Raw genomic sequence first — 26,903 nt, 5'->3', positions numbered from 1 at the left:
TTGGTGCCAGCACCAAAGGCGATCAGACTCTAACGCGGCAGCTCATACCCCATCGCCGCCTCCTCCCGCAGCACGCGCTGCACGGCGGGGCGCGCCAGCACCCGGTCGTGATGGGCGGTGAGGCGTGGGAATTCCCCCGGCTCCAGCGCCGCGCCGCCGCGGAAGCGCCAGAACAGGCGGAACAGATGGATGTCGGCGATGGAATAGGCCTCGCCCAGCGTATAGGGCGCCGCGCCCAGCCGCGCCTCGGCCTGCGCCCATACCATGCGGGCATGCTCCAGCCCCTGCCGCCGCGCCGGATGTACCGTGGCCGCCAGGAAGCTCATCCAGGAGATGGCCCGCGCCTCGGCCATGGTGCCCTCGGGCAGCAGCCCCGTCTCCGGGTGCCGCCGGGCCAGCCAGAAGAGAATGGCTGCCACCTCGGTCAGCGGGCCCTCGGGTGTCATCAGCAGCGGCACCTGCCCGGCCGGGTTCAGCGCCAGGAATTCGGGCCGCCGCGTCTCCCGCGCCGCGAGCGAGACCTGCCGCGTCTCGAAATCCGCCCCCACCTCGCGCAGCGCGATATGCGCGGCCATCGAACTGGAGCCCGGCGCCAGATGGAGCGTCAGCACATCCAAGCCCTCCCCATCGGCATCATCCTGGGATAGAAGCCGCGCATCCCTCTCCTTCCCTGCAGGACCGAGCCATGCCCGCCTACCAGTATGTCTATGTGATGAAGGACCTGACGAAGTCCTATCCGGGCGGCCGCGAGGTCTTCAAGGGCATCACCCTCTCCTTCCTGCCCGATGCCAAGATCGGCGTGCTCGGCCCGAACGGCGCCGGCAAGTCCACGCTGATGAAGATCATGGCCGGTATGGACAAGGATTTCGGCGGCGAGGCCTGGGCCGCCGAAGGGGCCCGCGTCGGTTACCTCGCGCAGGAGCCGCAGCTCGATCCCGACAAGACGGTGGGCGAGAATGTCCGCGCCGCCTTCGCCACGCTGGAAGCCCAGCTCAAGCGCTTCAACGAGATCAGCGAGCGCTTCATGGAGGAGATGAGCGAGGAGGAGATGAACGAACTCCTCGCCGAGCAGGGCCAGCTGCAGGAGGCGATCGACGCCGCCGATGGCTGGGAGCTGGACCGCCGCGTCGAGATCGCGCTCGACGCGCTGCGCTGCCCGCCGGCGGAAGCCTCGGTCGAGAAGCTCTCGGGTGGTGAGCGCCGCCGTGTCGCGCTCTGCCGCCTGCTGCTGGAAAAGCCCGACCTGCTGCTGCTGGACGAGCCGACCAACCACCTGGATGCGGAAAGCGTCTCCTGGCTCGAACACACGCTGCGCGACTATCCGGGCGCCGTGCTGGTCGTGACGCATGACCGCTACTTCCTGGACAATGTCACCAACTGGATCCTGGAGGTGGATCGCGGGCGCGGCTTCCCCTACCAGGGCAACTACTCCTCCTACCTCGAAGCCAAGCGCAAGCGCCTGGAGCAGGAGAACCGCGAGGACACGGCGCGCATCCGCACGCTCGCCGCCGAGCAGGAGTGGATCGGGCGCAGCCCCTCCGCCCGCCAGGCCAAGAGCAAGGCGCGCATCGCCCGTTACGAGGAACTGCTGGAGAAGAGCCAGGAGCGCGGCCCCGGCGAGGTCGAAATCCTCATCTCGCCTCCGCCGCGCCTCGGCAACACCGTCATCGAGGCGGAGGGGCTGCGCAAGGCCTATGGCAACCGCCTGCTGATCGACGATCTCAGCTTCAAGCTGCCGCCCGGCGGCATCGTGGGCGTCATCGGCCCCAATGGCGCGGGCAAGACCACGCTGTTCCGCATGATCACCGGCAATGAGGCGCCCGATGCCGGAAGCTTGCGCATCGGCGACACGGTGAACCTCGGTTACGTGGACCAGTCGCGCGACAGCCTGGATGACAAGAAGACCGTCTGGGAGGAGATCTCGGGCGGCGACGACACGATCAACATCGGCAAGCGCAGCATCGCCTCGCGCGCCTATACGGCCGCCTTCAATTTCCGCGGCGCGGATCAGCAGAAGCGTGTGGGCGTGCTCTCGGGCGGTGAGCGCAACCGTGTGCACCTGGCGAAGATGCTGCGCGAGCCGCACAACGTCCTGCTGCTCGACGAGCCGACCAACGACCTCGACGTGGACACGCTGCGCGCGCTGGAAGAGGCGCTGATGGAATTCGCCGGCTGCGTGGTGGTGATCAGCCACGATCGCTGGTTCCTCGACCGCCTGGCCACGCACATCCTCGCCTTCGAGGGCGACAGCCATGTCGAGTGGTTCGAGGGCAATTTCCAGGCCTACGAGGCGGATAAGCGCCGCCGTCTGGGTGCGGCCGCCGACCAGCCGCACCGCATCAAGTATCGTCCGCTGGTCCGGTAGGTCATGATCGAATCCGCGCATGCGCCCGGCGTGCTTGTCGTGGGGCCGGATGAGGTGGGGATCGCCTGCCGCTACAAGGCGGGGCCCTTCGCACGCAGCACGGATGAGGGCGGCCATGCTGACGCCATCCTGCCGCGCGGCGTGCCGGTCGGTTACTACGCGCGCACGAAGCGGGACCGGCGCCTCGCGCTGATCGCGCCCGGCATGGTGCGCGATGCGGCGGCCCTGCTGCGCGACCGGCCGGAATACATGCGCGCGACCGAGGCGCGGGCGCGCATTTGCCCGACCACCTTCTGCATCCTGCGCGTGGGCGAATCCCGCGCCGCCGATTTCGTCTCCATCTGGCAGGAGATTGCCGAGAATCCGCCGCTCTTTCTCGCCGTCGGCGGCAATTGCGCACAGGTGATCGCGGGTGCCCTCATCCGCATCGGCGCCATGCCGCGCGGCTGGGTCCGGCCCGGCAGCCCGGACGGATTGTTCCGTGCGCTGCATGCGGCGGCACCGCTGGCGCGCATCGCCACCGGCTATGCCGAGTTCGAGCCCGACGAGGCCGGCGGCTATCTCATCCGGCTGGAAGGCTGAGGCGGTGTCCCAGGTGCTCGGCCAGCGGCGCAGCATCACGACGCAGCGCCTCTCCCTGCTGCCACCGGGCCTGGAGCACCTGCCCGACCTGATCCGGCTGAAGGCGGATGAGGCGGTGTTCGGCTATATGCTGCACGGCACCCGCACGCCCGAGCGCACGCGCGAGGAGCTGGAGGACGACATCGATTTCTGGCAGGTGCGCGGCTATGGCACCTGGAGCGTCTTCCTGCGCGAGACGGGCGAATTCCTGGGCATTGCCGGGCTGATGGAACGGCCGGATGGGCGCGGCATCGCCGTGCGTTTTGCTCTCTGGCCCGAATGCCGCGGCAAGGGCTATGCGCGGGAGGCCGCACGGGCCGCGCTGGAATTCGGCCATGCGGTGGGCTTGCCCCGCATCATCGGCGTGGCGCGGGAGACGAACCTCGCGTCGCGTGCGGTCCTGAGCGATTGCGGCATGCGCGAATGCGGCGAGTTCCAGCATCGCGGCCACCGCATGGTGGTGTTCGAGAGCCTGGCGAAGGATTAGCCGGGCTTCGGCGCCTCGAAGGGCAGGATGTTGGCCCCCTCCGGACGCGTGACGGCGATGACCTCGGTGCCCGCGACCTGCTGTTCCGCCATCTGTCGCGCATGCCGGTCGAATTCCGAGAGCATGATGAGCGTGTTGCTGCGCGCGCGCCGCACATAGGGCGCCCAGAGCAATGCCACGCTGCCGCCGGGTTCCGGCGCGAAAGCGGCGAGACCGTCGAGATCGGCATGCAACGTGCGGAGTGCCTGCGCCGTGCTGCTGTTGGCGGCAAAGCCCTGCAGCCTGAGCCGCAGCCGCAGCGCCTGGGCCCGATGCAAGAGGGGCGGCCCCTCGCGCCGCAGCAGCGCGATGACATGCGCCACCGTCTCCTGCGTGCCGGAGAGCAGGTCGTGATGTTCGGCCTCGCGCTGCTCCAGTGCTTCCATGCGTTCGAAGACGCTCTCCAGCGCCTCCAGGCTGCGCGCCATGGCGTGCAGCGCCTGGCAGGTGCGCTGGATGAGCGGCTGGAGTGCTGTGGCGTCCGCCTCGGAGGGCGGGGCGTCGGAGGGGAGGCTGTGCGGCATGGGCTTTTCCCGATCTCTCACCGCGGCTCCAGGCTGGCCCGCGGCGCCGTCCTTCGCGGCAGTCGGATGAGGGATGCGCGGAAAAGGTGAAGGCTTCGTGAACAGGCGTCAGAGAAGGCGGAACGGCTCGACGACAGGCTCCGGAGCAAGGACGGGCAGCGGGCGCGCGCCGCAGGCTTGGAGGAAGGCGGCGATGGCGTCCATCTCCGCCATGGGGCGCGTGCGATCATGGAAGGGCTCGGCGGGATCGCTGCCGGGCGGCACCCAAAGGATCGTCTCGCCGCGCGCCCGCGTGAGCAGCACGCGGTATGTGTTGCGGACGAAGTGGAAATCCTTGGCGTCGCGCTGCCAGCCATGGCCCGCGAAGCGCCGCGCCTCCCACCCGGCCGGGCCGCGCAGATAGTCCCCGCCCCAGGCCACACCGGCCACGTCGAGCTCCAGCCCCTGGCAGGCATACTCGGTGGCGGCGACCTCCAGCGCGTCGGAGGCGCGGATGTCCGGCCAGCGGCGCAGGAACCAGTCGGGCACGTCCTTCGCCTCCACCTCGGCGGCGAGGCCCTCTGCGCGCAGCCGCTTGGCGCCCGAACTGCGCAGGAGGCCGGCCCGCCGCTGCCCGCGCGCGAAGCGGCGCAGCCCGGCGCGCACGGCCTCCAGGCTGCGCGTCAGGAAGAAGGGGAAGTCCAGGATGCCGGCAGCGATCCGTCGTGCGACCTCCGCCTCGCCCGTCAGCACCGCATCCACCCAGGCGGCCGAGGCCTCGGTGCGCAGGCTGCGGATCGGCACGGTGAGGTCGAGATCCGGCTCCTCCGTGAGCCAGGGGCGCGGCCCATCGGCCAGCAGCGGCCCGGCCATCGGCGCGGCCCAGGCCCGCCAGCCGAAGCGCGGCACCACAAGCCCCCATTCGGCGAGCCCCGCCTCGCCCGTGTTGATCTCCTGCCCTTGGCCGATCAGCGCGACCACCACCGCCCAGCCTGGCCGGCGGCCCATGATCTCCAGCGTATGCGCGGGCTCGCTCATGGTGAGCCGGGAGGCGCGGTTGCGGCTGCCAGCCCGGGCCTTCGCCTCGTCCCAGGCGCGCTGCGCCTCGTCGAAGACGATGACGCGCTCGGGCGGGAGGCGCGTGGGCGCTTCGACGCATTCCTCCAGGAACCGATGGACGTTCTGCAGCCCGGCCTTCACGCGGCGTTCTGCTTCCTGCGCGTCACATTCACCGCGCGCCACGGCATCGCGCGCAAGTGCTGCGCGCAGCACGGCGACCAGCGGCGCATTGCCCGTCAGGAAGGCCGCGCCATCGCCCTGCGCCGCGCCGAACACCGTGTTCAACCCGCACAGCGTCTTCCCCGCCCCCGGCACGCCGGTGACGAAGACCACGATCCGCGCCTCCTCCCGCCGCGCCGTTTCGATCGCGCGCGCGATGGCTGCGGTGGTGCGTGTCAGGCTCGCGCGATCCGCGCCGGCAGCAGCGATCTCGCCCACGCCGTGCCGCGCATAGAGCATGGTCGCGGCCTCGACGATGTTGGGCACCGGCCGGTAGGGTGCGTTGAGCCACGCCTGCCCATCGAGCGGCTTGACCGGCGCCTGCGCCTGGACCCAGCCAATGATGGCGCCCAGTTCGCGATCCGTGGCGTGCAGCGCGGGCAGCACTGCATCGAGGAACAGGTTCGGCTGTGGCAGGCCCACCGGCGCGCCGCCCGTGACCAGGATGGGCACGATCGGATGCGCGCGGCTGCCGGCATGGAAGTCGCGCAGGTCGAGCGCATAATCCTCCGCCTCGCGCCGCGCCGCGGGCGAACGGTCGTTCAGCTTGAACTCCAGGCAGAGGATCGCACGGTCGGTCAGCAGCACGGCGTCAATGCGCTTTTCCAGCCGCATCAGGTCGAATTCCAGCGCGACGGTCCAGCCGGCGCTGTCATGCGCGCGCAGAGCCTCACGCAGCGTGGCAACCTGGTGCTGCCAGGCCGCCTCCTGCTCGGCGCTGCCGGCGAAGCCGCGCCCCTGCTGGGCCGAGGCGAGGCGGCCCACCGTGTCGGCCGGGTCACGCGCCAGCAACTCGGCGCCCGTGCAGGCGAACCAGGCCCTCATGGGGGAGCAAGAAGTGGCGATGGCATGAAATCAGGCTACCAGGCCCCGCGTCCGTCTGTCAGCGGGAATTCCCCCGCCCCGGCCAGGTCGCCAGCAGCAGGCTCGTCATCATCAACGCGAAGCCCGCCGCATGCACCAGCCCGAACCCCTCGCCCAGGAAGAGCACGGCGGTGACGGCCGCACTCGCCGGCAGGAAGGCGGTGAAGACGCCCGCCGTGGCCGCCGGCACGCGCTTCATGCCGGCGTACCAGAGCAGCAGGCAGAGCACGCTCGCCGTGAGCGAATGGAACAGCAGCAGCGCGAGCAGGGTGGGGTCCGCCAGTGCCGCAACGCTCGCATAGCCGGGTGCGGCGAAGGGCAGCAGGAACACGGCCGAAAACGCCTGCATCCAGAGCGAGGCGGTGATCACCGGCACCGCCCCCGCCACGCGGCGGGCCAGCAGCACATAGATCGCCTCGCCGCAGACGCCCAGGAACACCAGCAGGTTCCCCAGCGCCGAGCCGCCGCTGCCTCCCCCCAGCCGCGCCAACGTGATCGCCGCCATGCCGAAGCCGGCGAGCCCCGCCGCCAACCATTGCCGCGCGGAAAGCCGCTCCCGCAGCCAGAGGAAGCTGCCCAACGCCACCACCGCCGGCAGCGTCGCCAGAACGAGGCCGCCCTCCAGCGCCGAGGTGAAGCGCAAGCCCGCCAGCAGCCCTGCATTGTAGATCGCCGTGCCGAACACGGCCTGGAGGAACAGGTTGTGCTTCACCGCGCCCGGCACGGCCACGCGCCCCTCGATCAGGCGTGCCAGCGGCCAGAGCACCACCACGGCCAGCAGGCAGCGCAGGCATGCGATCATCGCGATGGGCAGCGCATCGGCCAGCAGCTTGGCCACGCCCACATTGGCGCCGACCAGGATCATCGCCAGCGCCAATTGCCCGTAGGCGAGGATCATCCGCGCGAAACCGGCGCATTCGCCGGCCGGGTCTGCTTCGGCACGCCATGCGGCAGGCTCGCCACGATCGTCAGCACATGGGCCTTGATGCGCGCAAAGAAGGGCGACTTCGCCATCAGGCCTCGCCCTCGCGCCGATAGGGCGAAAGCGCCGCCAGCTCTTCCATGCGCTCGCGCAGGGCCGGCCGCTCATGCTCCAGGAAGCGCGCTACCGCATCCGACAATCCGCGATGCGCGATGAGATGCGCGGAATAGGTGGTGGCGGGCAGATAGCCGCGCTGGATCTTGTGCTCGCCCTGCGCGCCGGCCTCGACGCGGCCGATGCCGTGCTCGATCGCGAAATCGATCGCGCGCAGATAGCAGAGCTCGAAATGCAGGAAGGGCACTTCCTCGGTGCAACCCCAGTTGCGCCCATAGAGCGCCTCGCCGCCCAGCAGGTTCAGTGCGCCGGCCACGGGCGTGCCATCCCGCTCCGCCCACATCAGCACGACGCGATCGCCGAGCTTCTCGCCCAGCAGCGGCCAGAAGGATTTGGTCAGGTAGGCGCTGCCCCAGCGCGCATCCACCGTGTTGCGATAGAAGCGATGAAAGGCGTTCCAATGCGCGGGCGTGATCTCTGCCCCGCGCAGCGTCTTCAGCGTCAGCCCGCTTTCCGCCACCGCCCGCCGCTCGCGCTTCAGCGTCTTGCGCTTGCGGCTGGAGAGCGCGCCGAGGAAATCCTCGAAGCAGCCATAGCCCCGGTTCTGCCAATGGAACTGCACGCCGATGCGCTGCAGCCACCCGGCCTCGCCCAGCGCCTCCCATTCCTCCCGCGTGCAGAAGGTGATGTGCGTGGAGGAGAATTTCAGCGCCGCCATGGCCTGCGCCAGCCCCTGCGCCATCGCCGCCACCGGCACGCCCGGCCGCCGCAGCAGGCGCGGCCCGGGCACCGGGCTGAAGGGCACCGCCACCTGCAGCTTGGGATAATAGCGCCCGCCGGCCTGCTCATAGGCCTGGGCCCAGCCATGGTCGAAGACGTATTCGCCATAGGAGTGCGACTTCGCATAGGCCGGCGCACAGGCGACCAGCTCACCTCCCGCATCGCGCAGCGCCAGGTGCTGCGGCAGCCAGCCCGTCTTGGCCGAGGCGCTGCCGCTTTCCTCCAGCGCCGCGAGGAAGGCATGGCTCACGAAGGGATTGTCGCCCGCGCAGGCATCCCACTCCGCCGCCGGAATCTCGGCGATGGCGGGATGCAGGGAGAGGCGGAGCTCGGCGGAATCCATCGCCCGATAATGGGGCGAAACCCGGATTAGGCCAGTTCGAGAATCGCCTCGACCTCGACGGCCGCGCCACCCGGCAGCGCCGCGACGCCCACCGCGCTGCGCGCGTGCCGCCCGGCCTCGCCGAAGACGGCTACGGCGCAGTCCGAGGCGCCATTGATGACCGTCGGCTGATCGCCGAAATCCGGCGTGGAATTCACATAGCCCGTGAGGCGGAGCACGCGCTTGATGCGGTCCAGGTCACCGCCCGCCGCCACCTTCGCGTGGGCCAGCACCGAGAGGAAACATTGCTGCGCCGCGGCCTTTGCCTCCTCGACGGAGACGCCCGCGCCGACATGGCCGGCCGGATGGATCTTGCCATCCTTCCGCGGCACCTGGCCCGAGACGTAGATGATCTTCCCCGAGACGGTGAAGGGCACGTAGTTGGCGATGGGCGCGCCGGCCTCGGGCAGGGTCAGGCCCAGCTCGGCCAGGCGCGTTTCGATCTTCGACATCAGGCAACAACCCTCAGATTGCGTTTCGGACGTTCCGCCACCGTCGGCAGGTCGAGCGGCAGCAGCGGCGATTGCTCCGCCGCGCGGGAGAGGCTGCCCGGCGCCACATCCTCGGCCTCGGGCTGCGGCAGCGCACCGCCCAGATAATCCATGGCGAGCCGCCGGAAGGCCCAGTCCAGCACCGAGGTCGCGCGGGGAATGTCCGGGTCGCCCTCGACCGCGCCGGCCGGGCCGAAGCGCGTATAGGCGAAGGCGTCCACGTAATCCGCGAGCGGCACGCCCCGCGCGAGGCCGGCCGAGACCGCCTGGGCGAAGGCATCCATCAGGCTGCGATAGGCGGCACCCTCCTTGGAGAGGCTGAAGGCGATCTCACGAAGCACGCCATCCTCCTCGGCGGTCCGCAGCGCCACGCGATGCCCGCCGACGGTGACATGCAGCGTCTGGCCCGACTGCCGGCGCAGCGTGGGCCTGGGGGCGGGGGCGGGGCGCGGCGCGGCAGGCAGCGCCACCGGCCCGGGCGGGGCCGCGTGCAGGAAGGGCGCGACAGCCGCCTGCATCGCCCGGCGCGAGGCCTGGCTGACCGGGCCCAGCAGCGCCGCCACGCGCGATTGCGGCGCGCGCATCGCAGCCCGCGTCGGCACATCCACCACACCGGTCGGCGTTTCCACGGCGCGGGTCGCACCCGGCGCGGGCGCGATGCCGGCGGTCTCGGCCCCCAGCAGCGCCTCGGCCGCGTCGGCCGGGGCCAGGGCCACCAGCGCCTGGTGGCGCAATCCGGGCGAGGCCATGGCGGCATCCAGCGCAGCGCGGGCCGCGGCGGCGAGGCCGGGCACCGGCGTCTGCATCGGCGGCTCGGGCCAGATCAGTGCGATCGGCTCACGCGCGCCCAGGCGCTCGGCCATCCGGCCGCTCTGCGCCTCGGCGGCACCGCGTGTGAGCGCCGCGATCCCGGCCGCCACCTCGCGCGCCTCGGCGCTGTCATAGGGCAGGCCAAGCCCGGCCAGCAGGCCCGCGAGGTCGGCGAAGCCCAGGCGCAGCTTGACGGCCTTGCCGCCCGTCACGGCGTCCAGGAAGACCACAGCCAGCGCACAGGCCTCGGCATAGCCTTCGAGGTCGAGTCCGCCCTCGGGTTCCAGGAAGGCGGGCAGGTTCAGCACGAAGCGAGGCTCGGCCTTGGCGTCGCCGCGCCAGCATTCGGCGCCGGGCGCGCCGCGGCGCGTCAGCAGCAGGGCGCGCCAGCCCTCGGCCAGATGCGGCGCCTCGGCCGCTGTGATCAGCCCGGCCTTCTCACCGGATTTCAGCGCCCGCGCGATCCAGGCCTCGGCAATCCGGGGCAGGGCGATGGGGCGCTCCCCCGGGACCAGCGAGGCGAGCGCGGCCGCGGCGTCATCCTCCCAGGAATCCGGCAGGGCGACGGCGCGGGGCGGCGCGTCGGGGTCCGCGCCGATGCGGGTGCGCCTCAGCGCGACCCCTTCCCACAAGCTTCCAGCGATGCGTGCCATGCCCTGAGCCTAACCCGCGCCCCCTCCGCCGGGAAGCCGCATGATGTGGCCAGAACGGGAACGGCCCACAACATCTTGTGGAAAACTCCCATGCCCCTGCACGCCGCCGGATGCTTTGCCGCGCCGCGAAATTGTGGGAAGATGCGGCATGTCCACGATCGATCTCTTCCTCACCCGCATGACCAGCCGCAAGGTCGGCCGGGATGAGGCCGGCAACACCTATTACGAGTCGCGCCGGCCGGACCCGGTCTATGGCCGCACCCGTCGCACGGTGGCGCTGGCCAAGGGCCTGGACTCGTCGGTCGTGCCCCCCGAATGGCACGCTTGGCTGCACCACACCACGGATGCGCCTCTGCCCGAGGCCAAGTATCCCTGGCAGAAGCCGCACCAGCCGAACCTCACCGGCACGCCCCAGGCCTGGCGCCCCAAGGGCCACGACTATGCCGGCGGGCAGCGCCGCGTGACCGGGGGCGATTATGAGGCCTGGACGCCGGGCGGCTGACAGTCCATCTGTCCGTCCATGGAAAAGTTGAACGCATGAAGGGCCGCAGCCTCGCCGAGGTGTTGACGGGCGCCGTGGTCCTGGTCTGCGCCGGGGTCTTCCTGGCCTATGCCATCCTGCATGGCGGCCGCACCCCCCAGACCGACGGCATCGCGCTGACCGCCGAGTTCGACCGCGTGGACGGGCTGAACCAGGGCGCCGATGTGAAGATCGGCGGCGTGAAGGTCGGCTCGGTCAGCGATCTGCGGATCGACCCGCGCACCTTCCAGGCGGTGGTCACGCTGCGCGTCCGCCGTGACCTGGGCCTGCCGGCCGATTCCTCGGCTGAGATCACCTCCGAGGGGCTGCTCGGCGGCCGCTATGTCTCCATCGTGCCCGGCGGTGCGGACCGCGTGCTGGCCGATGGCGGCCGCATCACCGAGACCCAGGGCTCGGTGAGCCTCGAGAGCCTGCTCGGCCGCTTCATCTTTTCGGTGACGCAGATGAATTCAGGGGGCGGTGCCGCCGCCGCCGAGGCGACGCCGGCCCCGCCGCGATGAGCGCGCCGCCCGCCCTCTGGCCGGGCAGCGACGGCCAGCCCATCTCCTGCCGCGAGAAGGTGAAGGTACTGCTGGAGAACCACGCCGAAGCCACACAGGTGCTGCGCGACGCCTTCGAGGATGCCGTGCTGATGGGCGTGGACGAGGCCGCCATGCGGGGCATCCTCGCCGAGATCATCGCCACCCTCCCGAGCCCGCGCCGCAAATGAAGGCGCTGCCCCCCATCCTGCTGGTGCTGCTCCTCGCCGCGCCCCTTCCGCTTGCCGCCCAGGAATGGGTGCCGCGCCGCGTGGGCGAGATCCAGGCGCTCGACAAGGTGAACGCGCGCGTCGCCACGCTGCGCGCGACGGTGGGCGAGCCCACGCGCTTCGGCACGCTCACCATCACGCTGCGTGCCTGCCATGCCCGACCACCCGACGAGGTGCCCGATGCCGCGGCCTTTCTCGACGTCACGGACGCGCAGCGCGGCGGTGGAGATCAGCAGGTCTTTCGCGGCTGGCTCTTCGCCGATGCGCCAGCGGTGAACATGTTCGAGCACCCGGTCTACGACCTGCGGATCCTCAGCTGCCGCTGACGCCCGCGTCACGCTCCAGCAAGCGCGCTTCCAGCCCGCGGATGCGGCGCAGCAGCGGTGCCTGCGCGCCCTCCACCAGGTCGTTCACATAGTCGAGCGACAGGGCCGGCGAGAGGGCAGGGGCGGGCGGCACGGTGCCCGCCAGCGCGGCCTCCAACGCCGCGATGCGCTCCGTCAGCTCGGTCCGCAACCCCTCCAGCGCCGCGCCGAGCGCCATGATCTCGCCCGCGAGCGCCGATTGTTCCGCGGCCGCGGCGGCTTCGCGCGGGGCGGCGATGGCCGCGCGCAGAATCTCGGTGCGCAGGCGGAGCTGGGCGGCCAGCGCCTGCTCGGCCGGCACGGGCCCCGGCGCGTCCATCTGGATGGTGGCCGGTCGCTGCCGCGCCTCCTCGGAACCGAGAAAGGCCTGGACCAGCCCAACCCGCGCCTCGGGCTGGCCGGCAATGAGCCCCAGGTGATGGGCATAACCCGCCTCATCCGGCCAGCGGCCCAGCGCCGCGAGGTAGAGGTTCACGAGGAAATCCTCGTCCGCGCCATGCAGCAATGCGCCCAGCGTGATCATGCCGGTTCTTCACCCGCCGTGAGGACGCCGAGGCGGGCGTAGAGCGCGCGCAGCCGCTCCGCATAGCGCTCCGGGCTGAAATGAGCGGCCCGCTTCGGGCCCGCCGCCTCCAGCCCCCGCCGCAGATCGTCATTGCTGTCCAGCGCCTTCAGCGCCTCGGCCAGGGCCCTTGTATCGGTCGGCGTCACGGTCAGCGCCGCATCGCCCACCACCTCGGGCATGCAGGAGGTGTTGGAGGTCAGCACGGCGGTGCCCGCCTGCATCGCCTCCACCGCCGGCAGTCCGAAGCCTTCATAGAGCGAAGCGAAGCAGAGGGCGCGGGCGTGGCGCACCAGGATCTCCACGTCGAGCTGCGGCACATAGCCGACGTAGCGGATGCGCCCATCGGCCGAGCGCGTTCCGCCCGCCTCGGTCAGCAGCCGCAGCTCCTGCTTGCCGTGATGCGCCATGCCGCCCACGATGATGAAGGGCAGCTGCGAGCCGGAGGCGATGTAGGCGTCCAGCATTCGAGCCAGGTTCTTCCGCGGCTCGATGCGCGAGAGGAACAGGAAATAGCCGCGCGGCTCCAGCTGGTGGGCGCGCCGCAGCCGTGCCACCGACATCTCCTCCGCCATCGCGAACATGGGCGGGAACACGGCCTGGTAGGTGTTGGTCACGCGCTCCTCCGGAACGCCGATCTGCTCGATCAGGTCCCGCCTCGCATGCTCCGAGACGGTGACGATGTGCTCAGCCTGCTGGGCGAGGCGGCGCACGGTGTTGAGCCAGTTCGCCTTGAAATCCAGCGTGGCCCAGGGCAGGCGCAGCGGGATCAGGTCATGCACCGTGTAGATGTTGCGCGTCCCGGCCAGGCGGATGGGGTGGATATGCGTCCAGTGCATCAGCTCCGGCGGGCGCGGGGCGCGCACGGCCATCAGGTTCCGGCGGACGGCGAAATGCAGCTGCGCACGTCCGAAGGCGTCGTCCGCGTTCCACAGCTCGTCCACATCGGGCAGGTTCGCCGTGGCGAAGGTCTCGTAGGTGATGGCGGATGTCGCCGCCGTGTCCACCATGCGCGAAAGCGGGATGAGTTGCGCCATGGGTCCGCGCGGATCGCGCAGCAAGCCGATGAAACGCTGGTGCAGGGGCCGGCCGGGCAGGACGCGGGCATCGAAGAAGCGCACCTCGCGCTCCGCCGGGTCGGCGATGGCGGGAAGCGGCCGGCCGTAGAGCATGCCGAGCGAAACGCCGAGGCGCCGCAGCGTCGCCGCATGGCCGCGCGCATAGGTCGTGATGCCGGTCCCGTGCGAGAGGGTCAGGGGAAAGCCATCCGTCCAGACCCGGGGTGCAAGCGAAGACATGACCGCAACTTGCCTTTCGGGCGACAAGGCGACAAGGGTGCCATGAAATCACCGGGATTCCGTTTCATATGCCCGCCGAGTTCCTGAAAGGTCAGCCATGAGCGTCCCCGACATCGTTCCCGTCATCCTCTCCGGCGGCACGGGCAGCCGCCTCTGGCCTCTCTCGCGCGAATCCAATCCCAAGCAGTTCTGGCCGCTCCTCTCCGAGCGGAGCATGGTGCAGGAGACGGCCCGCCGCGCGACCGGATCCGGCTTCGCGCCGCCCGTGGTGGTGGTGGGTGAGGCGCATCGCTTCCTGGTGGCGGAGCAGCTGCGCGATGGCGGCGTCGCGGACCCGCAGATCGTCCTGGAGCCAGAGGGGCGCAACAGCGCGCCCGCCATCGCCGTCGCCGCCCTTCTGGTGGCGGAGGCTCAGCCCGATGCCGTGCTCTGGATCATGGCTGCCGATGCGGCGATCAGCGACGTCGCGGCGCTGCATGCCGCGCTGGACCGCGCGGCGGCGGCGGCGCGCACCGGCCGCATCGTGACATTCGGCATGCGCCCGACCGAGGCGCATACCGGCTTCGGCTATATCGAGCTTGGCGAGGCGCTGGCCGATGTGCCCGGCGTACAGGCCGTGCAGAGCTTCACCGAAAAGCCCGACCGCGCGACGGCCGAGCGGCTGGTGGGCGGTGGCCGGCATGTCTGGAACAGCGGCATGTTCGTGGCCACCGCGGGCACCCTCATCGCGGAACTGCGCGAGCATGCGCCCGCCGTGCTGGCCGCGGCCCGGGCCGCGCTGGACGGCGCCGTGCGCGACCTCGACTTCATCCGCCTGGGCGCGGATGCCTTCCGCGAGGCTCCGGCCATCTCGATCGACTATGCGGTGATGGAGCGCACGCGCCATGCGGCCGTGGTGCCGGCCGATCTCGGCTGGAGCGATGTCGGCAGCTGGGATGCGCTGTGGGAGGTGACGCCGAAGGATGCCGCGGGCAACGCCGCCAAGGGCCCTGTGGAGCTGCTGGACGCCGAGGGCTGCTATGTCCGCTCGGAGGGCATCCTGACGGCTGTCCTCGGCCTGAAGGACGTGGTGGTGGTCACGACCGACGACGCGGTGCTGGCCATGCCGCGCTCCCGCGCGCAGGATGTGAAGAAGATGGTCGAGCGGCTGAAGGCGCGCGGCCTGAAGCAGGCCAGCGAGCATCGCCGCATGTACCGCCCCTGGGGCCATTACGAGGGCCTGATCATGGGCGACCGCTTCCAGGTGAAGCAGATCGTCGTCCGCCCGGGCGGCCGGCTCTCCCTGCAGAAGCATCATCACCGCGCCGAGCACTGGGTGGTGGTGAAGGGCACTGCGCGCGTGCATCGGGACGCGGAAAGCCTGCTGCTCTCCGAGAACCAGTCGGTCTATCTGCCGCTCGGCTGCGTCCATCGCCTGGAGAATCCGGGCATGATCCCGCTCGCGCTCATCGAGGTGCAGGTGGGCTCCTATCTCGGCGAGGATGACATCGTCCGCATCGAGGACAATTACGGGCGAAGCTGAGCCGGCGCGCCCGCATGTCCACGCCCCGCTTCGTGGTCGACCTCACCGACCTCCTGGATTTCCTGGAGCAGTTCCGCACGCCCATGGGCGTGGCGCGCGTGCAGATGGCATTGCTGGAGGCGGCCCTCGCGCTGGATGAGGAGCCGCTTTTCGAGTTGACCGCCTTCTCGGTGGCGCAAGGGCGCTTCGTGCAGTTCCCGGCGGCGCTGCTGTTGGCGCTGATCCAGGGCGGACGACAGGGCGGGCGCCTGGACGAGCCTGCGTGGCTCGCCCTGCAGGAGGCGCGTGCGGGTGCCTGCCGTGCCGGCGCGCCCTTCGTGTTCCACCCCGGCGACCGGCTGCTTGCCCTCGGCCTCACCGGCCGCAACCCGGCACAGCTCCGCCGCCTGCGCGAGGTGCGGCAGGCCCATCGCGTCCTGGTCTGCGTTCTGTTCTACGACGCGATTCCGCTGGCCACGCCCGAGCATTGCGAGCGGAGCCTGACGCGCAGCTTCGCCGAGCATTTCCTCGGCCTCTGCCTGCAGATGGACCGCGCTGTCGCGATCAGCGCCTGCGCCGCGCGGGATTTTCGCCTCTGGCAGCGGCGCATGCTGCCGCATCTCGACATCCCGGTCGGCGTCATGCCGCTCGATGCCCGCTTCCCGGCGATGACCGCTGCGGCGCCGCCCGAATGGCCCGAGCGCCTCGCTGACGGGCGGCCCTTTGTCCTCTGCGTGGCCACGATCGAATCCCGAAAGAACCATGCGCTGTTGCTGCAGGCCTGGCTCACACTGCTGCGCCGCCATGGCGATGCGGTGATCCCCGACCTCGTGCTGGTCGGCCGCCCCGGCTTCCAGGCGGAGCCCGTGCTGCACCTGTTGCAGGCGGCGCCGGAGCTCCGGCGGCGGGTGATCCACCTCCAGGATGTGGGCGACGCCTTGCTCGCCCAGCTCTACCAGCGCTGCCTCTTCACCGTCTTCAACAGCTTCTACGAGGGCTGGGGCCTGCCCGTCACCGAGGCCCTGGCCCACGGCAAGATTCCGCTGACGCCCGACCACACCAGCCTGCGCGAGGCGGGCGGCGCCGCTGCCCAGTATTTCTCGCCGCAGAGCGAACCGGAGCTGGCCGATCTCGCCTGGAGCCTGATCCGCGATCCGGCGCATCGCCAGCACCTGGAGTCCAGGATCCCCGAGCGCGTGCGCATCCGCTCCTGGCGCGAGGTGGCGGAGGGGCTGATCGCCACCCTCTCGGCCGAGGCGCCCGCCCTGCCGGACCCGGTCCGGCGTCTCTATTTCCCACTCGGCGAGCGAATCGTCTTCGAAGAGCCCGCCGTGCCCGACCTGCCGGCCCTGATGACGCCCTTCAGCCTGCTGCACCAGCTCCTCTGCGAGGGCGAGGGCTGGGCCGAGCAGGAGCGCTGGGCCATCGGCGCCGGCAGCGGCCCCGTGCTGCTTCGCCTTCCGCTCGGCGCGCCGGCGCCGGAAGGCCTCGTCCTCACGCTCGAGATCGCGGCGTCGGTCACTGTTCCCGCACAGTTCCGCCTGCGCGTCCGACGGCCGGAGGAGGCGCCCGGCCCTTGGCTCATGGAGGAGATTCCGACCGGCCAGTTGCAACTGGTCCGGCTCGAGATCCCGGCCTGCCAGGCGGGCGACCTCGTCATCGAGTTCGATACCGGCGCGCCCGTGCCGGAGGAGGGGCGCCGGCCACGGATCTTCTTCACCGGGCTGATGCTCTGCACTGCCACCGACCAGGCGGCACAGCTGCGCTATCTCTCCGCGCGCTCCGGCATCCGCAGCCCGCGCCCCGCCTGAGCCGTCTGGACCTCGCCGCGCGGCGGAGGGATCATCCCGCCTCACGCGACAGGGGAATGCGCATGAGCCGACACATCATCGAGGCGGTCCAGGCCTGGCAGCCGGAGCTGGCGGCGATCCGCCAGGACATCCACGCCCACCCCGAACTCGGCATGGAGGAGGTGCGGACCGCTGGCCTCGTCGCCCGCCACCTCCGCGAATGGGGCGTGGAGGTGACCGAGGGTGTCGGCCAGCTCGGCGTCGTCGGCACCATCCGTGGCACGCGTCCGGGCAACCGCACCATCGGCCTGCGCGCCGACATGGACGCGCTGCCCATCCCCGAGCAGACGGGCCTGCCCTACGCCTCGAAGAACCCCGGCGTCATGCATGCCTGCGGCCATGACGGGCACACCACCATGCTGCTGGGCGCGGCGCGCTGGCTCTCAGAGAATCGCGACTTTGCCGGCACCGTCCACCTGATCTTCCAGCCGGCCGAGGAAGGCCGCGGCGGTGCGCGCGCCATGCTGGCCGATGGCCTCTTCGAGCGCTTCCCCTGTGATGCGATCTACGGCCTGCACAATGCGCCGCGCCGCCCGGCCGGGCATTTCGCCATCCGTCCCGGCCCGACCATGGCGGCGGCGGACCGCTTCACCGTGATCTTCCGCGGCACCGGCGGGCATGGCGGCTACACCCCGCATCTCGCCACCGACATCACCATCGTGCAGGCGCATTTCGTGCTCGCCCTGCAGACCATCATCGGGCGCAACGTGGCGGCCAAGGATGCGGCGGTGCTGAGCGTCGGCGCGATCAGCGCGGGCAACCATATCGGCGCCAATGTGATGCCGGCCGAGCTCACCATCAGCGGCACGGCGCGCAGCTACACGCCGGCGGTGCGGGACCTGCTGGAGCGCCGGATCGGCGAACTCGCGCACGGCCTCGCCGCCGCCCATGGCTGCACGGCCGAGGTCGAGTATCGGCGCGGCGTGCCGGCGACCGTGAACCACCCCGAGCAGACCAAGGTGGCCTATGCCGCCGCCGCCGCCGTGGTGGGCGCGGCCGCGGTGGACCCGAACCCCGATCCCAGCACGGGAGCGGAGGATTTCGCGCTGATGCTGGAACAGCGGCCCGGCGCCTTCATGTCCATCGGCGGCGGCGCGCCGGACGGTTCATCGCCCGCGCTGCACACGCCGCTGTTCGACTTCAACGACGCGACGATTCCGCTCGGCGTCGCCTATTGGGCGAGCCTGGTCGCGCAGGAATTGGGCAATCCGGAGGGCTGAGCCCGCCCCGCGGCGCGAATTCCCTTCGCAACCGGCGCTGAACCTCCGCTAGCCTCGCCCCCGGCGATCCGGGAGCGGGCGATGGACGAGGCGCATCTGCGGGCGATGATCGAAGAGGTCCGGGCGGGCGTGATGACCCGCCGGGCCTTCGCGCGCCGCGTCGCTGGCTGGGGCCTGACGGCGCCCATGGCGACGCAGCTTCTCGCCCTCACCGGTGCGGCGCCGGCCGCGGCCCAGGCCCCCGCCTATCGCCCCACGCGGCGCGGCGGCGGCGGCGCGCTGAAGATCCTCTACTGGCAGGCGGCCACGCTGCTCAATCCGCATTTCGCCATCGGCACCACCAACTCGGATGCGAGCCGCGTCTTCTATGAGCCGCTCGCCGCCTGGGCGCGCGATGCGTCGCTGGTGCCCATCCTCGCGGCCGAGATCCCCTCGCTGGAAAATGGCGGCCTCAGCCCCGATGGCCGCTCGGTCACCTGGAAGCTCAAGCCGAATGCGCGCTGGCATGACGGCGCGCCCGTGACGGCGGATGACCTGATCTTCAACTGGGACTACGCGCGCAACCCGGCGGTGGCCGCCAGCACCTCCGGCAGCTATCGCGACGTGGCGATCACGAAGCTCGACGATCTCACCGTGCGGCTCGATTTCGCCCAGCCCACCGCCTTCTGGGCGGATGCCTTCGTCGGCAATGCCGGCATGATCATCCCGCGCCATCTCTTTGCCGCCTTCAACGGCCCCAATGCGCGCGACGCGCCCACGAATTTCCGCCCCGTCGGCACCGGGCCCTATCGCTTCGTCAGCTTCACGCCGGGTGACATGCTGCGGGCCGAGCTGAACCCGCTCTACCACCAGGACAACCAGCCGCATTTCGACACGCTCGAGATCAAGGGCGGCGGCGACGCCGTCTCCGCCGCGCGCGCCGTGCTGCAGACCGGCGATTACGACTATGCCTGGAACGTCCTGGTGGAGGACGACATCCTGACGAGGCTGGAAGCCGTGGGGCGTGGCCGCGTGGAGGTGACGCCTGGCGGCTCCACCGAGTTCATCCAGCTCAACGTCACCGACCCCAATCGCGAGGTGGATGGCGAGCGTTCGAGCCTCGCCACCACGCACCCCGCCTTCTCCGACCCCGCGGTGCGCCAGGCCATGGCCATGCTGGTGGATCGCGCCGCGATCGAGCGCTTCATCTTCGGCCGCGCCGGCAGCGCCACGGTGAACATCCTCAACAATTCGCGCTTCACCTCGCCCAATGCCGGCCTGCCCTTCAGCATCCAGCGCGCGAATGAGGTGCTGGACGCCGCCGGCTGGGCGCGCGGGCGGGACGGCATCCGCGCCAAGGGCGGCACACGGCTGAAATTCCTGTTCCAGACCTCGGTGAACGCGCCGCGCCAGCGCAGCCAGGCGGTGATCAAGCAGGCGGCGCAGCGCGCGGGGATCGAGCTGGACCTGAAGGGCGTCACCGCCTCGGTCTTCTTCTCGGCCGATGTCGCGAACCCCGACACCTTCTCGAAGTTCTATGCGGACATGCAGATGTACGCGAACGGCCCCTCGGGCGATCCGCAGCGCTACATGAGCCAATTCGCCTCCTGGGAGGCGGCGACGCGTGCCAATGCCTGGCAGGGCCGCAACATCATGCGCTGGCGCAATGCCGAGTATGACGCCGCCTTGCGGGCCGCCGATGTCGAGCTGGACCCGGTGAAGCGCGTCGCCCTCTTCATCCGGATGAATGATCTGGTGGTGGGCAGCCACCACCTCATTCCGCTCCTGGCACGGCCTGGGCTGAGCGCCGCGCTGAACAATCTCCGCACCCATCGGAGCGGCTGGGACGGCACCCTGGCCTTCCTGAGTGGGTGGTGGCGGGAGGCGTGAGGCGGGACTCGCATTGGCGCGCAACCCTGCTATGTGTCCTGGTAATAGTTAATCCAGAACTGAGCGTCGTTTCGATGCGCTGGGAGAATGGGAATGGGTGAAGACGATCTGCGCCAGATGATCGGGCGCGTGAAGAATGGCAGCCTCTCGCGCCGCGGCTTCATGCGCCGCATGGCGGCGGTGGGCCTGACGGCGCCGATGGCGACGCAGCTGCTCGCCATTGCCGGCGCCGGTTCCGCCCAGGCCCAGGGCAGCGTGCCGGCCTATCGCCCGACCCGGCGCGGCGGCGGCGGCCAGCTCAAGGTGCTCTACTGGCAGGCCTCGACGCTGCTGAACCCGCATTTCGCCGTCGGCACCACCAACCAGGATGCGAGCCGCGTCTTCTACGAACCGCTGGCCGGCTGGGCGGCCGATGGCACGCTGCACCCCGTTCTGGCGGCCGAGATCCCCTCGATCGAGAATGGCGGGCTTTCCGCCGATGGCCGCTCGGTCACCTGGAAGCTGAAGCGCGGCGTGAAGTGGCATGACGGCCAGGATTTCTCGGCCGATGACGTGATCTTCAACTGGGAATATTCGCGCAACCCCGCCGTCGCCGCCGTCACCTCCGGCAGCTATCGTGACGTGAACGCGGTGAAGGTGGATGACCACACCGTCCGCGTCGAATTCGCCCAGCCCACGCCCTTCTGGGCGGATGCCTTCGTGGCCGCCACCGGCCAGCTCATCCCGAAGCACCTGTTCCAGGCCTTCAACGGCGCCAATTCGCGCGACGCGCCCACCAATCTGCGCCCCGTCGGCACCGGCGCCTATCGCTTCGTCAGCTTCCTGCCGGGCGATACGCTGCGCGCCGAGCTGAACCCCAACTACCACATGAACAACCGCCCCTTCTTCGACACGCTGGAGGTGAAGGGCGGCGGCGATGCGGTCTCGGCCGCGCGCGCCGTGCTGCAGACGGGCGATTTCGACTATGCCTGGAACCTGCAGGTCGAGGATGAGCTGCTGAAGCGCCTCGAGGCCGCGAATCGCGGCCGCGTGAACATCGTGGAGAGCGGCGGCATCGAGTTCGTGCAGCTCAACTGCACCGACCCGAACCGCGAGATCGACGGCGAGCGCTCGCATATCAGCACGCAGCATCCGGCCTTCAGCGACCCCGCGGTGCGCCAGGCCATGGCGCTGCTGATCGACCGCAACGCGCTGGAGCAGTTCATCTACGGCCGCGGCGGCCCGGCCACCGCCAACTTCCTCAACAACCCGCCGCGCTTCACCTCGCGCAACATGCGCTGGGAGTTCAACATCGCCCGCGCGAACGAGATCCTGGACGCCGCCGGATGGGTCCGCGGGCGGGACGGCATCCGCGCCAAGAACAATGTGCGCCTGCGCTTCATCTACCAGACCTCGGTCAATGCGCCGCGCCAGCGCACCCAGGCGGTGTACAAGCAGGCGGCGCAGCGCGCGGGCATCGACCTCGAGCTGAAGTCGGTCACTGCCTCGGTGTTCTTCTCGTCGGATGTCGCGAACCCCGACACCTTCACGAAGTTCTACGCCGACATGCAGATGTACACGACCACGATGCCGCAGGCGGATCCGCAGCGCTTCATGAACCAGTATGTCTCCTGGGAGCTGTCGACCCGTGCCAATTCCTGGCAGGGCCGCAACATCGTGCGGTGGAGGAACGACGAGTACGACGCCGCCTTCCGCGCCGCCGAGAGCGAGATCGATCCGGTCAAGCGCGCGGCCCTCTTCATCCGCATGAACGACCTCATCGTGGGCAGCAACCACATCATCCCGCTGGTGAAGCGGCCCACCGTCAGCGGCAGCGTGAACAACCTGCGCCACGTGCTGAGCGGCTGGGATGGCACCTTCTGGGCGCTGCAGGACTGGTGGCGCGAGACCTGATCGCCCCGTGGCCCAGTATCTTCTCCGCCGCCTGCTGATCGCGATCCCGAGCCTGCTCGGGATCAGCGTGATCCTCTTCACCGTGCTGGCGCTGGCACCGGGTGACCCCTTCGAGGAATTGGCCACCAACCCGGCCATCCCGCCCGAGGTGCGGCTCGCCCTGCGCGCCAGCCTCGGCATCGATGACCCGGTGCATATCCGCTATTTCCGCTGGCTGACCTCCATGCTGCAGGGCGAATGGGGCTTCTCCTTCGTCAGCCGCGTGGATGTGGACCAGCTGATCTTGCAGCGCCTGCCGGTGACGCTCATCGTCATCGGTTCCTCGCAGATCCTCGCACTCGCCATCGCGCTGCCGGTCGGCATCATGGCGGCGACGCGGCCCTATTCGATCTTCGACCAGGTGGCCAATACGCTCGCCTTTGTCGGCTTCTCGCTGCCCACCTTCTTCACCGGGCTGCTGCTCATCATGCTGTTTTCCATCCACCTGGACTGGCTGCCCTTCGTCTATCGCGCGCAGATCGACGCCACGGGTTGGCAATGGTGGTGGGAGCACATCAAGCAATCCATCATGCCCATCACCGTGCTGGGCCTGTTCCAGGGGGCGGCCTGGACGCGCTTCGTCCGCTCCGCCGTGCTTGACGTGGTGCGCCTGGACTACGTGACGACGGCGCGCGCCAAGGGCATCCCGGAGCGGCGCGTCATCAACCGCCATGTGGTGCGCAATGCGCTGATCCCGGTGGTGACGCTGGTGGCGCTCCAGATGCCGGCCGTCTTCGGCGGCGCCATCGTGACGGAGCAGATCTTCCGCGTGCCCGGCATCGGCTCGCTGCTCATCTCGGCGGTGCTGGCCAATGACACGCCGGTGATCATGGCGGTGACCTTCGTCTTCGCCTGCCTCGTCATCTTCTTCAACCTGCTCGCGGACGTGATCTATGGCTGGCTCGACCCCCGCATCAGCTACAGCTAGCGCGGCTCCTGCCAGGCGCGCGCCGGTGACGCCGGCGGGCGAGGCCTGGCGCCGCTTCCGCAAGCACAAGCTCGCGGTGGGCAGCGCCGTGGTGCTGGGCCTGATGATCCTGGCCGTGCTCTTCGGCCCGCTCTTTTGGACCGTGCCGATCGACGAGATCGATTTCACCGCCCGCTTGCAGGGGCCTTCGCTCGCGCATCCCTTCGGCACGGATGATTTGGGGCAGGATCTGCTCGCGCGCGTGCTCTATGGTGGCCGCATCTCGCTGGCCGTGGGCTTCGCCGCCATGGGGGTCGCCGTCACCGTCGGCGTGCTGGTCGGCGCCATCGCCGGCATGTCCAAGGGGCCGGTGGATGTGGCGCTGATGTGGGTGACGGACCTGTTTCTCTCCCTGCCGCAGCTGCCGCTGCTGCTGCTCATCATCTACCTCTTCCGCGACGCGCTGGCCGATCTGGTGGGGCAGGAGCTCGGCGTCTTCATCATGATCGTGGCCGTGATCGGCCTGTTCAACTGGATGCAGGTGGCCCGCCTCGTGCGCGCGCAATTCTTCTCCCTGCGGGAGAAGGAATTCGTCGAGGCGGCCCGGGCGCTCGGCGCCTCCCGCGTGCGGATCGTGGTGCAGCACATCCTGCCCAATGCGCTGGGCCCCGTGATCGTCGCCGCCTCGATCGACGTGGCGGGCGCGATCCTGGCGGAATCCACGCTCTCCTTCCTCGGCCTTGGCTTCCCGCCCGATACGCCGACCTGGGGGCGCCTGCTCTTCGACGCGAAGGACAATCTGGACTTCGCCCCGCATTGGGCGATCTTCCCCGGCCTCGCCATCTTCCTGACGGTGCTGACCATCAACTTCGTGGGGGATGGCCTGCGCGACGCGCTCGACCCGAGGCGCGTGCAGTGAGCGCCTCTTCCCCCCTGCTCGACATCTCGGGCCTCAAGGTTCACTTCAAGACGGATGACGGCATGGTCCGCGCCGTGGATGGCGTGGACATCGCGGTCAACCGTGGTGAGACGGTTTCGATCGTCGGCGAATCCGGTTGCGGCAAGACCGTCACCGCGATGACGGTGCTGAAGCTCATCGCCATGCCGCCCGGCCGCATCATGGCCGGCAAGATCCTCTTCGAGGGGCGGGACCTCGTCCCCATGGCGCCGGATGAGATGCGCGCCATCCGCTCCAAGCAGATCGGCATCGTCTTCCAGGAGCCGATGACCTCGCTGAATCCGGTCTACACGGTCGGCCAGCAGATCGCCGAGACGGTGCGCCACCATGAGGGCCTCTCCAAGCGCGCCGCCTTCGACCGCGCGGCGGAGATGCTGTCGCTGGTGCAGATCCCGAACCCGCAGAAGCGCGTGCATGATTATCCGCACCAGTTCTCCGGCGGCATGCGCCAGCGCGTGATGATCGCCATGGCGCTCTCCTGCAACCCGAAGCTGCTCATCGCCGACGAGCCCACCACGGCGCTCGACGTCACCATCCAGGCGCAGATCCTGGAGCTGATGGAGGAGATGAAGCAGCGCCTCGGCATGTCCATCCTGCTCATCACGCATGCGATGGGCGTGGTGGCCGAGACCTCGCAGCGCGTCATCGTCATGTATGCGGGCAAGGTGGTGGAGGATGCGACGGTGGAGAACCTCTTCGCCAATCCGCGCCACCCCTACACCCAGGGGCTGATCCGCTCGATCCCGCGCATCGACCTCGCCGCCACGACGCACACCAGGCTGGAAGCGATCCCCGGCACGGTGCCGAGCCTGCTCAACCCGCCCGCCGGCTGCCGCTTCGCCGCCCGCTGCCGCTTCGCGACCGAGGCCTGCACAGAGGCCGAACCGCCGCTGCGTGAAGTGGCGCCCGGGCACAAGGTGGCCTGCATCCTATGACCCAGCCTCTGCTCAGCGTGAAGAAACTGGTGAAGCGCTTCCCCGTGAAGGGCGGGCTGCTGCGCCGCACGGTGGATCACGTGCATGCCGTCAGTGGTGTGAGTTTCGACCTCCAGGCCGGCGAGACGCTGGGCCTGGTGGGCGAATCCGGCTGCGGCAAGTCCACCACCGGCCGCCTCATCCTCCGCCTCATCGAGCCCACCTCCGGCGAGGTGAAGTTCGAGGGGCGCGACGTCACGGCGCTGGATCACGAAAAGCTCGGCGACCTGCGCCGGGACATGCAGATCATCTTCCAGGACCCCTTCGCCTCGCTCAATCCGCGCATGACGGTGGGCAGCATCATCGCCGAGGCGCTGATCATCCATAAGTTGGCCAGGACCGCGCGCGAGCGTGAGGACCGCGTGGTGGAGCTGCTGGAGACGGTGGGCCTCAACGCCGACCATATGCGCCGCTTCCCGCATGAATTCTCGGGCGGGCAGCGCCAGCGCATCGGCATCGCGCGCGCGCTGGCGGTCAAGCCCAAGCTCGTCATCTGCGATGAGCCGGTGAGCGCGCTCGACGTCTCCATCCAGGCGCAGGTGGTGAACCTGCTGGAAGACCTGCAGGAGAAGTTCGGCCTCACCTTCCTCTTCATCGCCCACGATCTCTCGGTGGTGGAGCACATCAGCGACCGTGTCGCGGTGATGTATCTCGGCCGCATCGTCGAGATCGCGAGCGCGCGCGACCTCTACACCAACCCGCTGCACCCCTACACGGAAGCCCTGCTTTCCGCCGTGCCGATTCCGGACCCGACGGTGAAGCGGAGCCGCATCATGCTGAAGGGCGATGTGCCGAGCCCGCTGCGCCCGCCCTCGGGCTGCCATTTCCACACGCGCTGCCCCATCGCCAATGCCGGCCAATGCCGCAGCGAAGCGCCGGAGCTGCGCGAGGTGACGCCAGGCCACTGGGTCTCCTGCCACTTGCGCGGCTGACGCCACGGCCCGACATGAGGGGCAGCACAGGAGCCCCTCGCATGACCGACGCCCCCGAATACACCCCGCCCAAGGTCTGGACCTGGGTGAAGGCCAGTGGCGGCCGCTTCGCCAACATCAACCGCCCCATCGCGGGCCCGACGCATGAGAAGGAGCTGCCGGTCGGCAAGCATCCGCTCCAGCTCTATTCGCTCGGCACGCCCAATGGCGTGAAGGTGACGGTGATGCTGGAGGAGCTGCTGGCCCGCGGCCACAAAGGCGCCGAATACGACGCCTGGCTGATCCGCATCGGCGAGGGCGAGCAGTTCGGCTCCGGCTTCGTGGCCGTGAACCCCAATTCCAAGATCCCCGCGCTGCTGGATCGCAGCGGCCCCAAGCCCATCCGCGTCTTCGAATCAGGCGCCATCCTGATGCATCTCGCGGAGAAATTCGGCGAATTCCTGCCGACGGAGACGGCGGCGCGCGCCGAAACCCTCTCCTGGCTCTTCTGGCAGATGGGCAGCGCGCCCTATCTCGGCGGCGGCTTCGGCCATTTCTACGCCTATGCGCCGACCAAGCAGGAATACCCGATCGACCGCTTCGCCATGGAAGTGAAGCGCCAGCTCGACGTGCTGGACCGCCGCCTGGCCGAGAGCGAGTACCTGGCCGGCCCTGACTACACCATCGCCGACATCGCCGTCTGGCCCTGGTATGGCGGCCTGGTGAAGGGCTGGTCCTATGGCGCGGCCGAGTTCCTCTCGGTGCATGAGTACAAGAACGTGCTCCGCTGGGCCGATCAGATCCATGCCCGCCCCGCCGTGAAGCGCGGCCGCATGGTGAACCGCATGGTGGGCGAGCCCGAGGGCCAGCTGCGCGAGCGCCACGACGCCAGCGACTTCGAGACGAAGACGCAGGACAAGATCGAAGCCGCCGGCGGCTGACTTCCCAAACGGCGCGC

At 69.9% G+C, this 26,903-nt stretch carries 26 protein-coding genes; 17 read left to right on the top strand and 9 right to left on the bottom strand.

Features of this window, described 5'->3' with window-relative positions; genetic code table 11:
- Window positions 1–29 precede the first annotated feature (29 nt).
- Window positions 30–611: a glutathione S-transferase family protein gene (locus KTR66_RS14090; RefSeq protein WP_213613421.1), complete on the bottom strand. Its 582-nt coding sequence runs from the start codon at window positions 609–611 to the stop codon at window positions 30–32.
- 74 nt (window positions 612–685) lie between these two features.
- Between KTR66_RS14090 and ettA the strand changes: the two genes are divergently transcribed.
- Genes ettA through KTR66_RS14075 form a run of 3 tightly spaced genes read left to right on the top strand, consistent with a single transcriptional unit; the run spans window position 686 to window position 3,473 of the window.
- Window positions 686–2,365, top strand: coding sequence for an energy-dependent translational throttle protein EttA (ettA, locus tag KTR66_RS14085; RefSeq protein WP_213613419.1), 1,680 nt, complete (start codon window positions 686–688; stop codon window positions 2,363–2,365).
- A 3-nt stretch (window positions 2,366–2,368) separates the two neighbouring features.
- Window positions 2,369–2,947, top strand: a complete 579-nt coding sequence (locus KTR66_RS14080; protein WP_213613417.1) for a hypothetical protein — start codon at window positions 2,369–2,371, stop codon at window positions 2,945–2,947.
- Between the two features lie 4 nt (window positions 2,948–2,951).
- Complete coding sequence (locus KTR66_RS14075; RefSeq protein ID WP_371819128.1) at window positions 2,952–3,473, top strand: GNAT family N-acetyltransferase; 522 nt, start codon at window positions 2,952–2,954, stop codon at window positions 3,471–3,473.
- Here KTR66_RS14075 and KTR66_RS14070 read toward each other — a convergent pair.
- The 6 genes from KTR66_RS14070 to KTR66_RS14045 form a co-directional block, all read right to left on the bottom strand.
- Window positions 3,470–4,036, bottom strand: a complete 567-nt coding sequence (locus KTR66_RS14070; protein ID WP_213613413.1) for a hypothetical protein — start codon at window positions 4,034–4,036, stop codon at window positions 3,470–3,472. The two genes, KTR66_RS14075 and KTR66_RS14070, sit on opposite strands and share 4 nt — an antisense overlap.
- Before the next feature lie 108 nt (window positions 4,037–4,144).
- A complete protein-coding gene (locus tag KTR66_RS14065; RefSeq protein ID WP_213613411.1) occupies window positions 4,145–6,118 on the bottom strand; it encodes a DNA/RNA helicase domain-containing protein in 1,974 nt (657 codons plus the stop codon).
- A gap of 58 nt (window positions 6,119–6,176) precedes the next feature.
- Window positions 6,177–7,055 carry a DMT family transporter gene (locus KTR66_RS14060; RefSeq protein ID WP_213613409.1) on the bottom strand — a complete coding sequence of 293 codons (879 nt, stop codon included), beginning with the start codon at window positions 7,053–7,055 and terminating at the stop codon, window positions 6,177–6,179.
- Between the two features lie 115 nt (window positions 7,056–7,170).
- Window positions 7,171–8,316: a GNAT family N-acetyltransferase gene (locus KTR66_RS14055; protein ID WP_213613407.1), complete on the bottom strand. Its 1,146-nt coding sequence runs from the start codon at window positions 8,314–8,316 to the stop codon at window positions 7,171–7,173.
- Between the two features lie 26 nt (window positions 8,317–8,342).
- On the bottom strand, window positions 8,343–8,810 hold the full coding sequence (locus KTR66_RS14050) for a RidA family protein (protein WP_213613499.1): 468 nt from the start codon (window positions 8,808–8,810) through the stop codon (window positions 8,343–8,345).
- Complete coding sequence (locus tag KTR66_RS14045; RefSeq protein ID WP_213613405.1) at window positions 8,807–10,309, bottom strand: TSCPD domain-containing protein; 1,503 nt, start codon at window positions 10,307–10,309, stop codon at window positions 8,807–8,809. Before KTR66_RS14045 ends, KTR66_RS14050 begins: the two co-directional genes overlap by 4 nt.
- A gap of 148 nt (window positions 10,310–10,457) precedes the next feature.
- Between KTR66_RS14045 and KTR66_RS14040 the strand changes: the two genes are divergently transcribed.
- From KTR66_RS14040 to KTR66_RS14025, 4 genes are read left to right on the top strand one after another with little or no spacing between them, the layout of a single operon-like run.
- Window positions 10,458–10,811, top strand: coding sequence for an NADH-ubiquinone oxidoreductase subunit NDUFA12 family protein (locus KTR66_RS14040; protein ID WP_213613403.1), 354 nt, complete (start codon window positions 10,458–10,460; stop codon window positions 10,809–10,811).
- Between the two features lie 35 nt (window positions 10,812–10,846).
- Complete coding sequence (mlaD, locus tag KTR66_RS14035) at window positions 10,847–11,350, top strand: outer membrane lipid asymmetry maintenance protein MlaD (RefSeq protein WP_213613400.1); 504 nt, start codon at window positions 10,847–10,849, stop codon at window positions 11,348–11,350.
- Window positions 11,347–11,559, top strand: coding sequence for a hypothetical protein (locus tag KTR66_RS14030; protein ID WP_213613398.1), 213 nt, complete (start codon window positions 11,347–11,349; stop codon window positions 11,557–11,559). Before mlaD ends, KTR66_RS14030 begins: the two co-directional genes overlap by 4 nt.
- Window positions 11,556–11,924 (top strand): DUF2155 domain-containing protein, encoded by a 369-nt coding sequence (locus KTR66_RS14025; RefSeq protein WP_213613396.1) that lies wholly within the window; start codon window positions 11,556–11,558, stop codon window positions 11,922–11,924. The genes KTR66_RS14030 and KTR66_RS14025 overlap by 4 nt, the downstream gene beginning before the upstream one ends.
- Here the strand turns inward: KTR66_RS14025 and KTR66_RS14020 are convergent.
- Window positions 11,911–12,486 carry a DUF4214 domain-containing protein gene (locus KTR66_RS14020; RefSeq protein ID WP_213613394.1) on the bottom strand — a complete coding sequence of 192 codons (576 nt, stop codon included), beginning with the start codon at window positions 12,484–12,486 and terminating at the stop codon, window positions 11,911–11,913. The genes KTR66_RS14025 and KTR66_RS14020 overlap by 14 nt on opposite strands.
- A complete protein-coding gene (locus tag KTR66_RS14015) occupies window positions 12,483–13,823 on the bottom strand; it encodes a glycosyltransferase family 1 protein (protein WP_213613392.1) in 1,341 nt (446 codons plus the stop codon). Before KTR66_RS14015 ends, KTR66_RS14020 begins: the two co-directional genes overlap by 4 nt.
- A gap of 97 nt (window positions 13,824–13,920) precedes the next feature.
- Here KTR66_RS14015 and KTR66_RS14010 point away from each other — a divergent pair, with 97 nt between their 5' ends.
- The 10 genes from KTR66_RS14010 to yghU all read left to right on the top strand — a co-directional run bounded on the left by KTR66_RS14010 (window position 13,921) and on the right by yghU (window position 26,886).
- The gene (locus KTR66_RS14010; RefSeq protein WP_213613390.1) at window positions 13,921–15,345 is read left to right on the top strand and encodes a mannose-1-phosphate guanylyltransferase/mannose-6-phosphate isomerase; all 1,425 of its coding nucleotides are present in this window, start codon (window positions 13,921–13,923) and stop codon (window positions 15,343–15,345) included.
- A 14-nt stretch (window positions 15,346–15,359) separates the two neighbouring features.
- Window positions 15,360–17,135 (top strand): glycosyltransferase, encoded by a 1,776-nt coding sequence (locus tag KTR66_RS14005; protein ID WP_213613388.1) that lies wholly within the window; start codon window positions 15,360–15,362, stop codon window positions 17,133–17,135.
- Window positions 17,136–17,197: 62 nt separating this feature from the next.
- Window positions 17,198–18,394 carry a M20 aminoacylase family protein gene (locus KTR66_RS14000; protein WP_213613386.1) on the top strand — a complete coding sequence of 399 codons (1,197 nt, stop codon included), beginning with the start codon at window positions 17,198–17,200 and terminating at the stop codon, window positions 18,392–18,394.
- An 81-nt stretch (window positions 18,395–18,475) separates the two neighbouring features.
- Complete coding sequence (locus tag KTR66_RS13995) at window positions 18,476–20,263, top strand: peptide ABC transporter substrate-binding protein (RefSeq protein WP_213613384.1); 1,788 nt, start codon at window positions 18,476–18,478, stop codon at window positions 20,261–20,263.
- Window positions 20,264–20,356: 93 nt separating this feature from the next.
- A complete protein-coding gene (locus KTR66_RS13990; protein ID WP_213613382.1) occupies window positions 20,357–22,156 on the top strand; it encodes a peptide ABC transporter substrate-binding protein in 1,800 nt (599 codons plus the stop codon).
- Window positions 22,157–22,163: 7 nt separating this feature from the next.
- On the top strand, window positions 22,164–23,123 hold the full coding sequence (locus KTR66_RS13985) for an ABC transporter permease (protein ID WP_213613380.1): 960 nt from the start codon (window positions 22,164–22,166) through the stop codon (window positions 23,121–23,123).
- Window positions 23,124–23,148: 25 nt separating this feature from the next.
- A complete protein-coding gene (locus KTR66_RS13980) occupies window positions 23,149–24,021 on the top strand; it encodes an ABC transporter permease (protein ID WP_371819127.1) in 873 nt (290 codons plus the stop codon).
- Window positions 24,022–24,083: 62 nt separating this feature from the next.
- Window positions 24,084–24,995, top strand: a complete 912-nt coding sequence (locus KTR66_RS13975) for an ABC transporter ATP-binding protein (RefSeq protein ID WP_213613497.1) — start codon at window positions 24,084–24,086, stop codon at window positions 24,993–24,995.
- On the top strand, window positions 24,992–25,966 hold the full coding sequence (locus tag KTR66_RS13970; RefSeq protein ID WP_213613376.1) for an ABC transporter ATP-binding protein: 975 nt from the start codon (window positions 24,992–24,994) through the stop codon (window positions 25,964–25,966). The genes KTR66_RS13975 and KTR66_RS13970 overlap by 4 nt, the downstream gene beginning before the upstream one ends.
- Window positions 25,967–26,007: 41 nt before the next feature.
- Window positions 26,008–26,886, top strand: coding sequence for a glutathione-dependent disulfide-bond oxidoreductase (gene yghU / locus KTR66_RS13965; protein WP_213613374.1), 879 nt, complete (start codon window positions 26,008–26,010; stop codon window positions 26,884–26,886).
- Window positions 26,887–26,903: the final 17 nt, after the last annotated feature.

Origin of the sequence: Roseococcus sp. SDR (genome assembly GCF_019083995.1) — a bacterium.
In the GTDB taxonomy this organism is placed as follows: Bacteria; Pseudomonadota; Alphaproteobacteria; order Acetobacterales; family Acetobacteraceae; genus Roseococcus.
The sequence above is the reverse complement of the archived record's forward strand: the minus strand, read 5'-3'. Positions and strand labels throughout refer to the sequence as shown.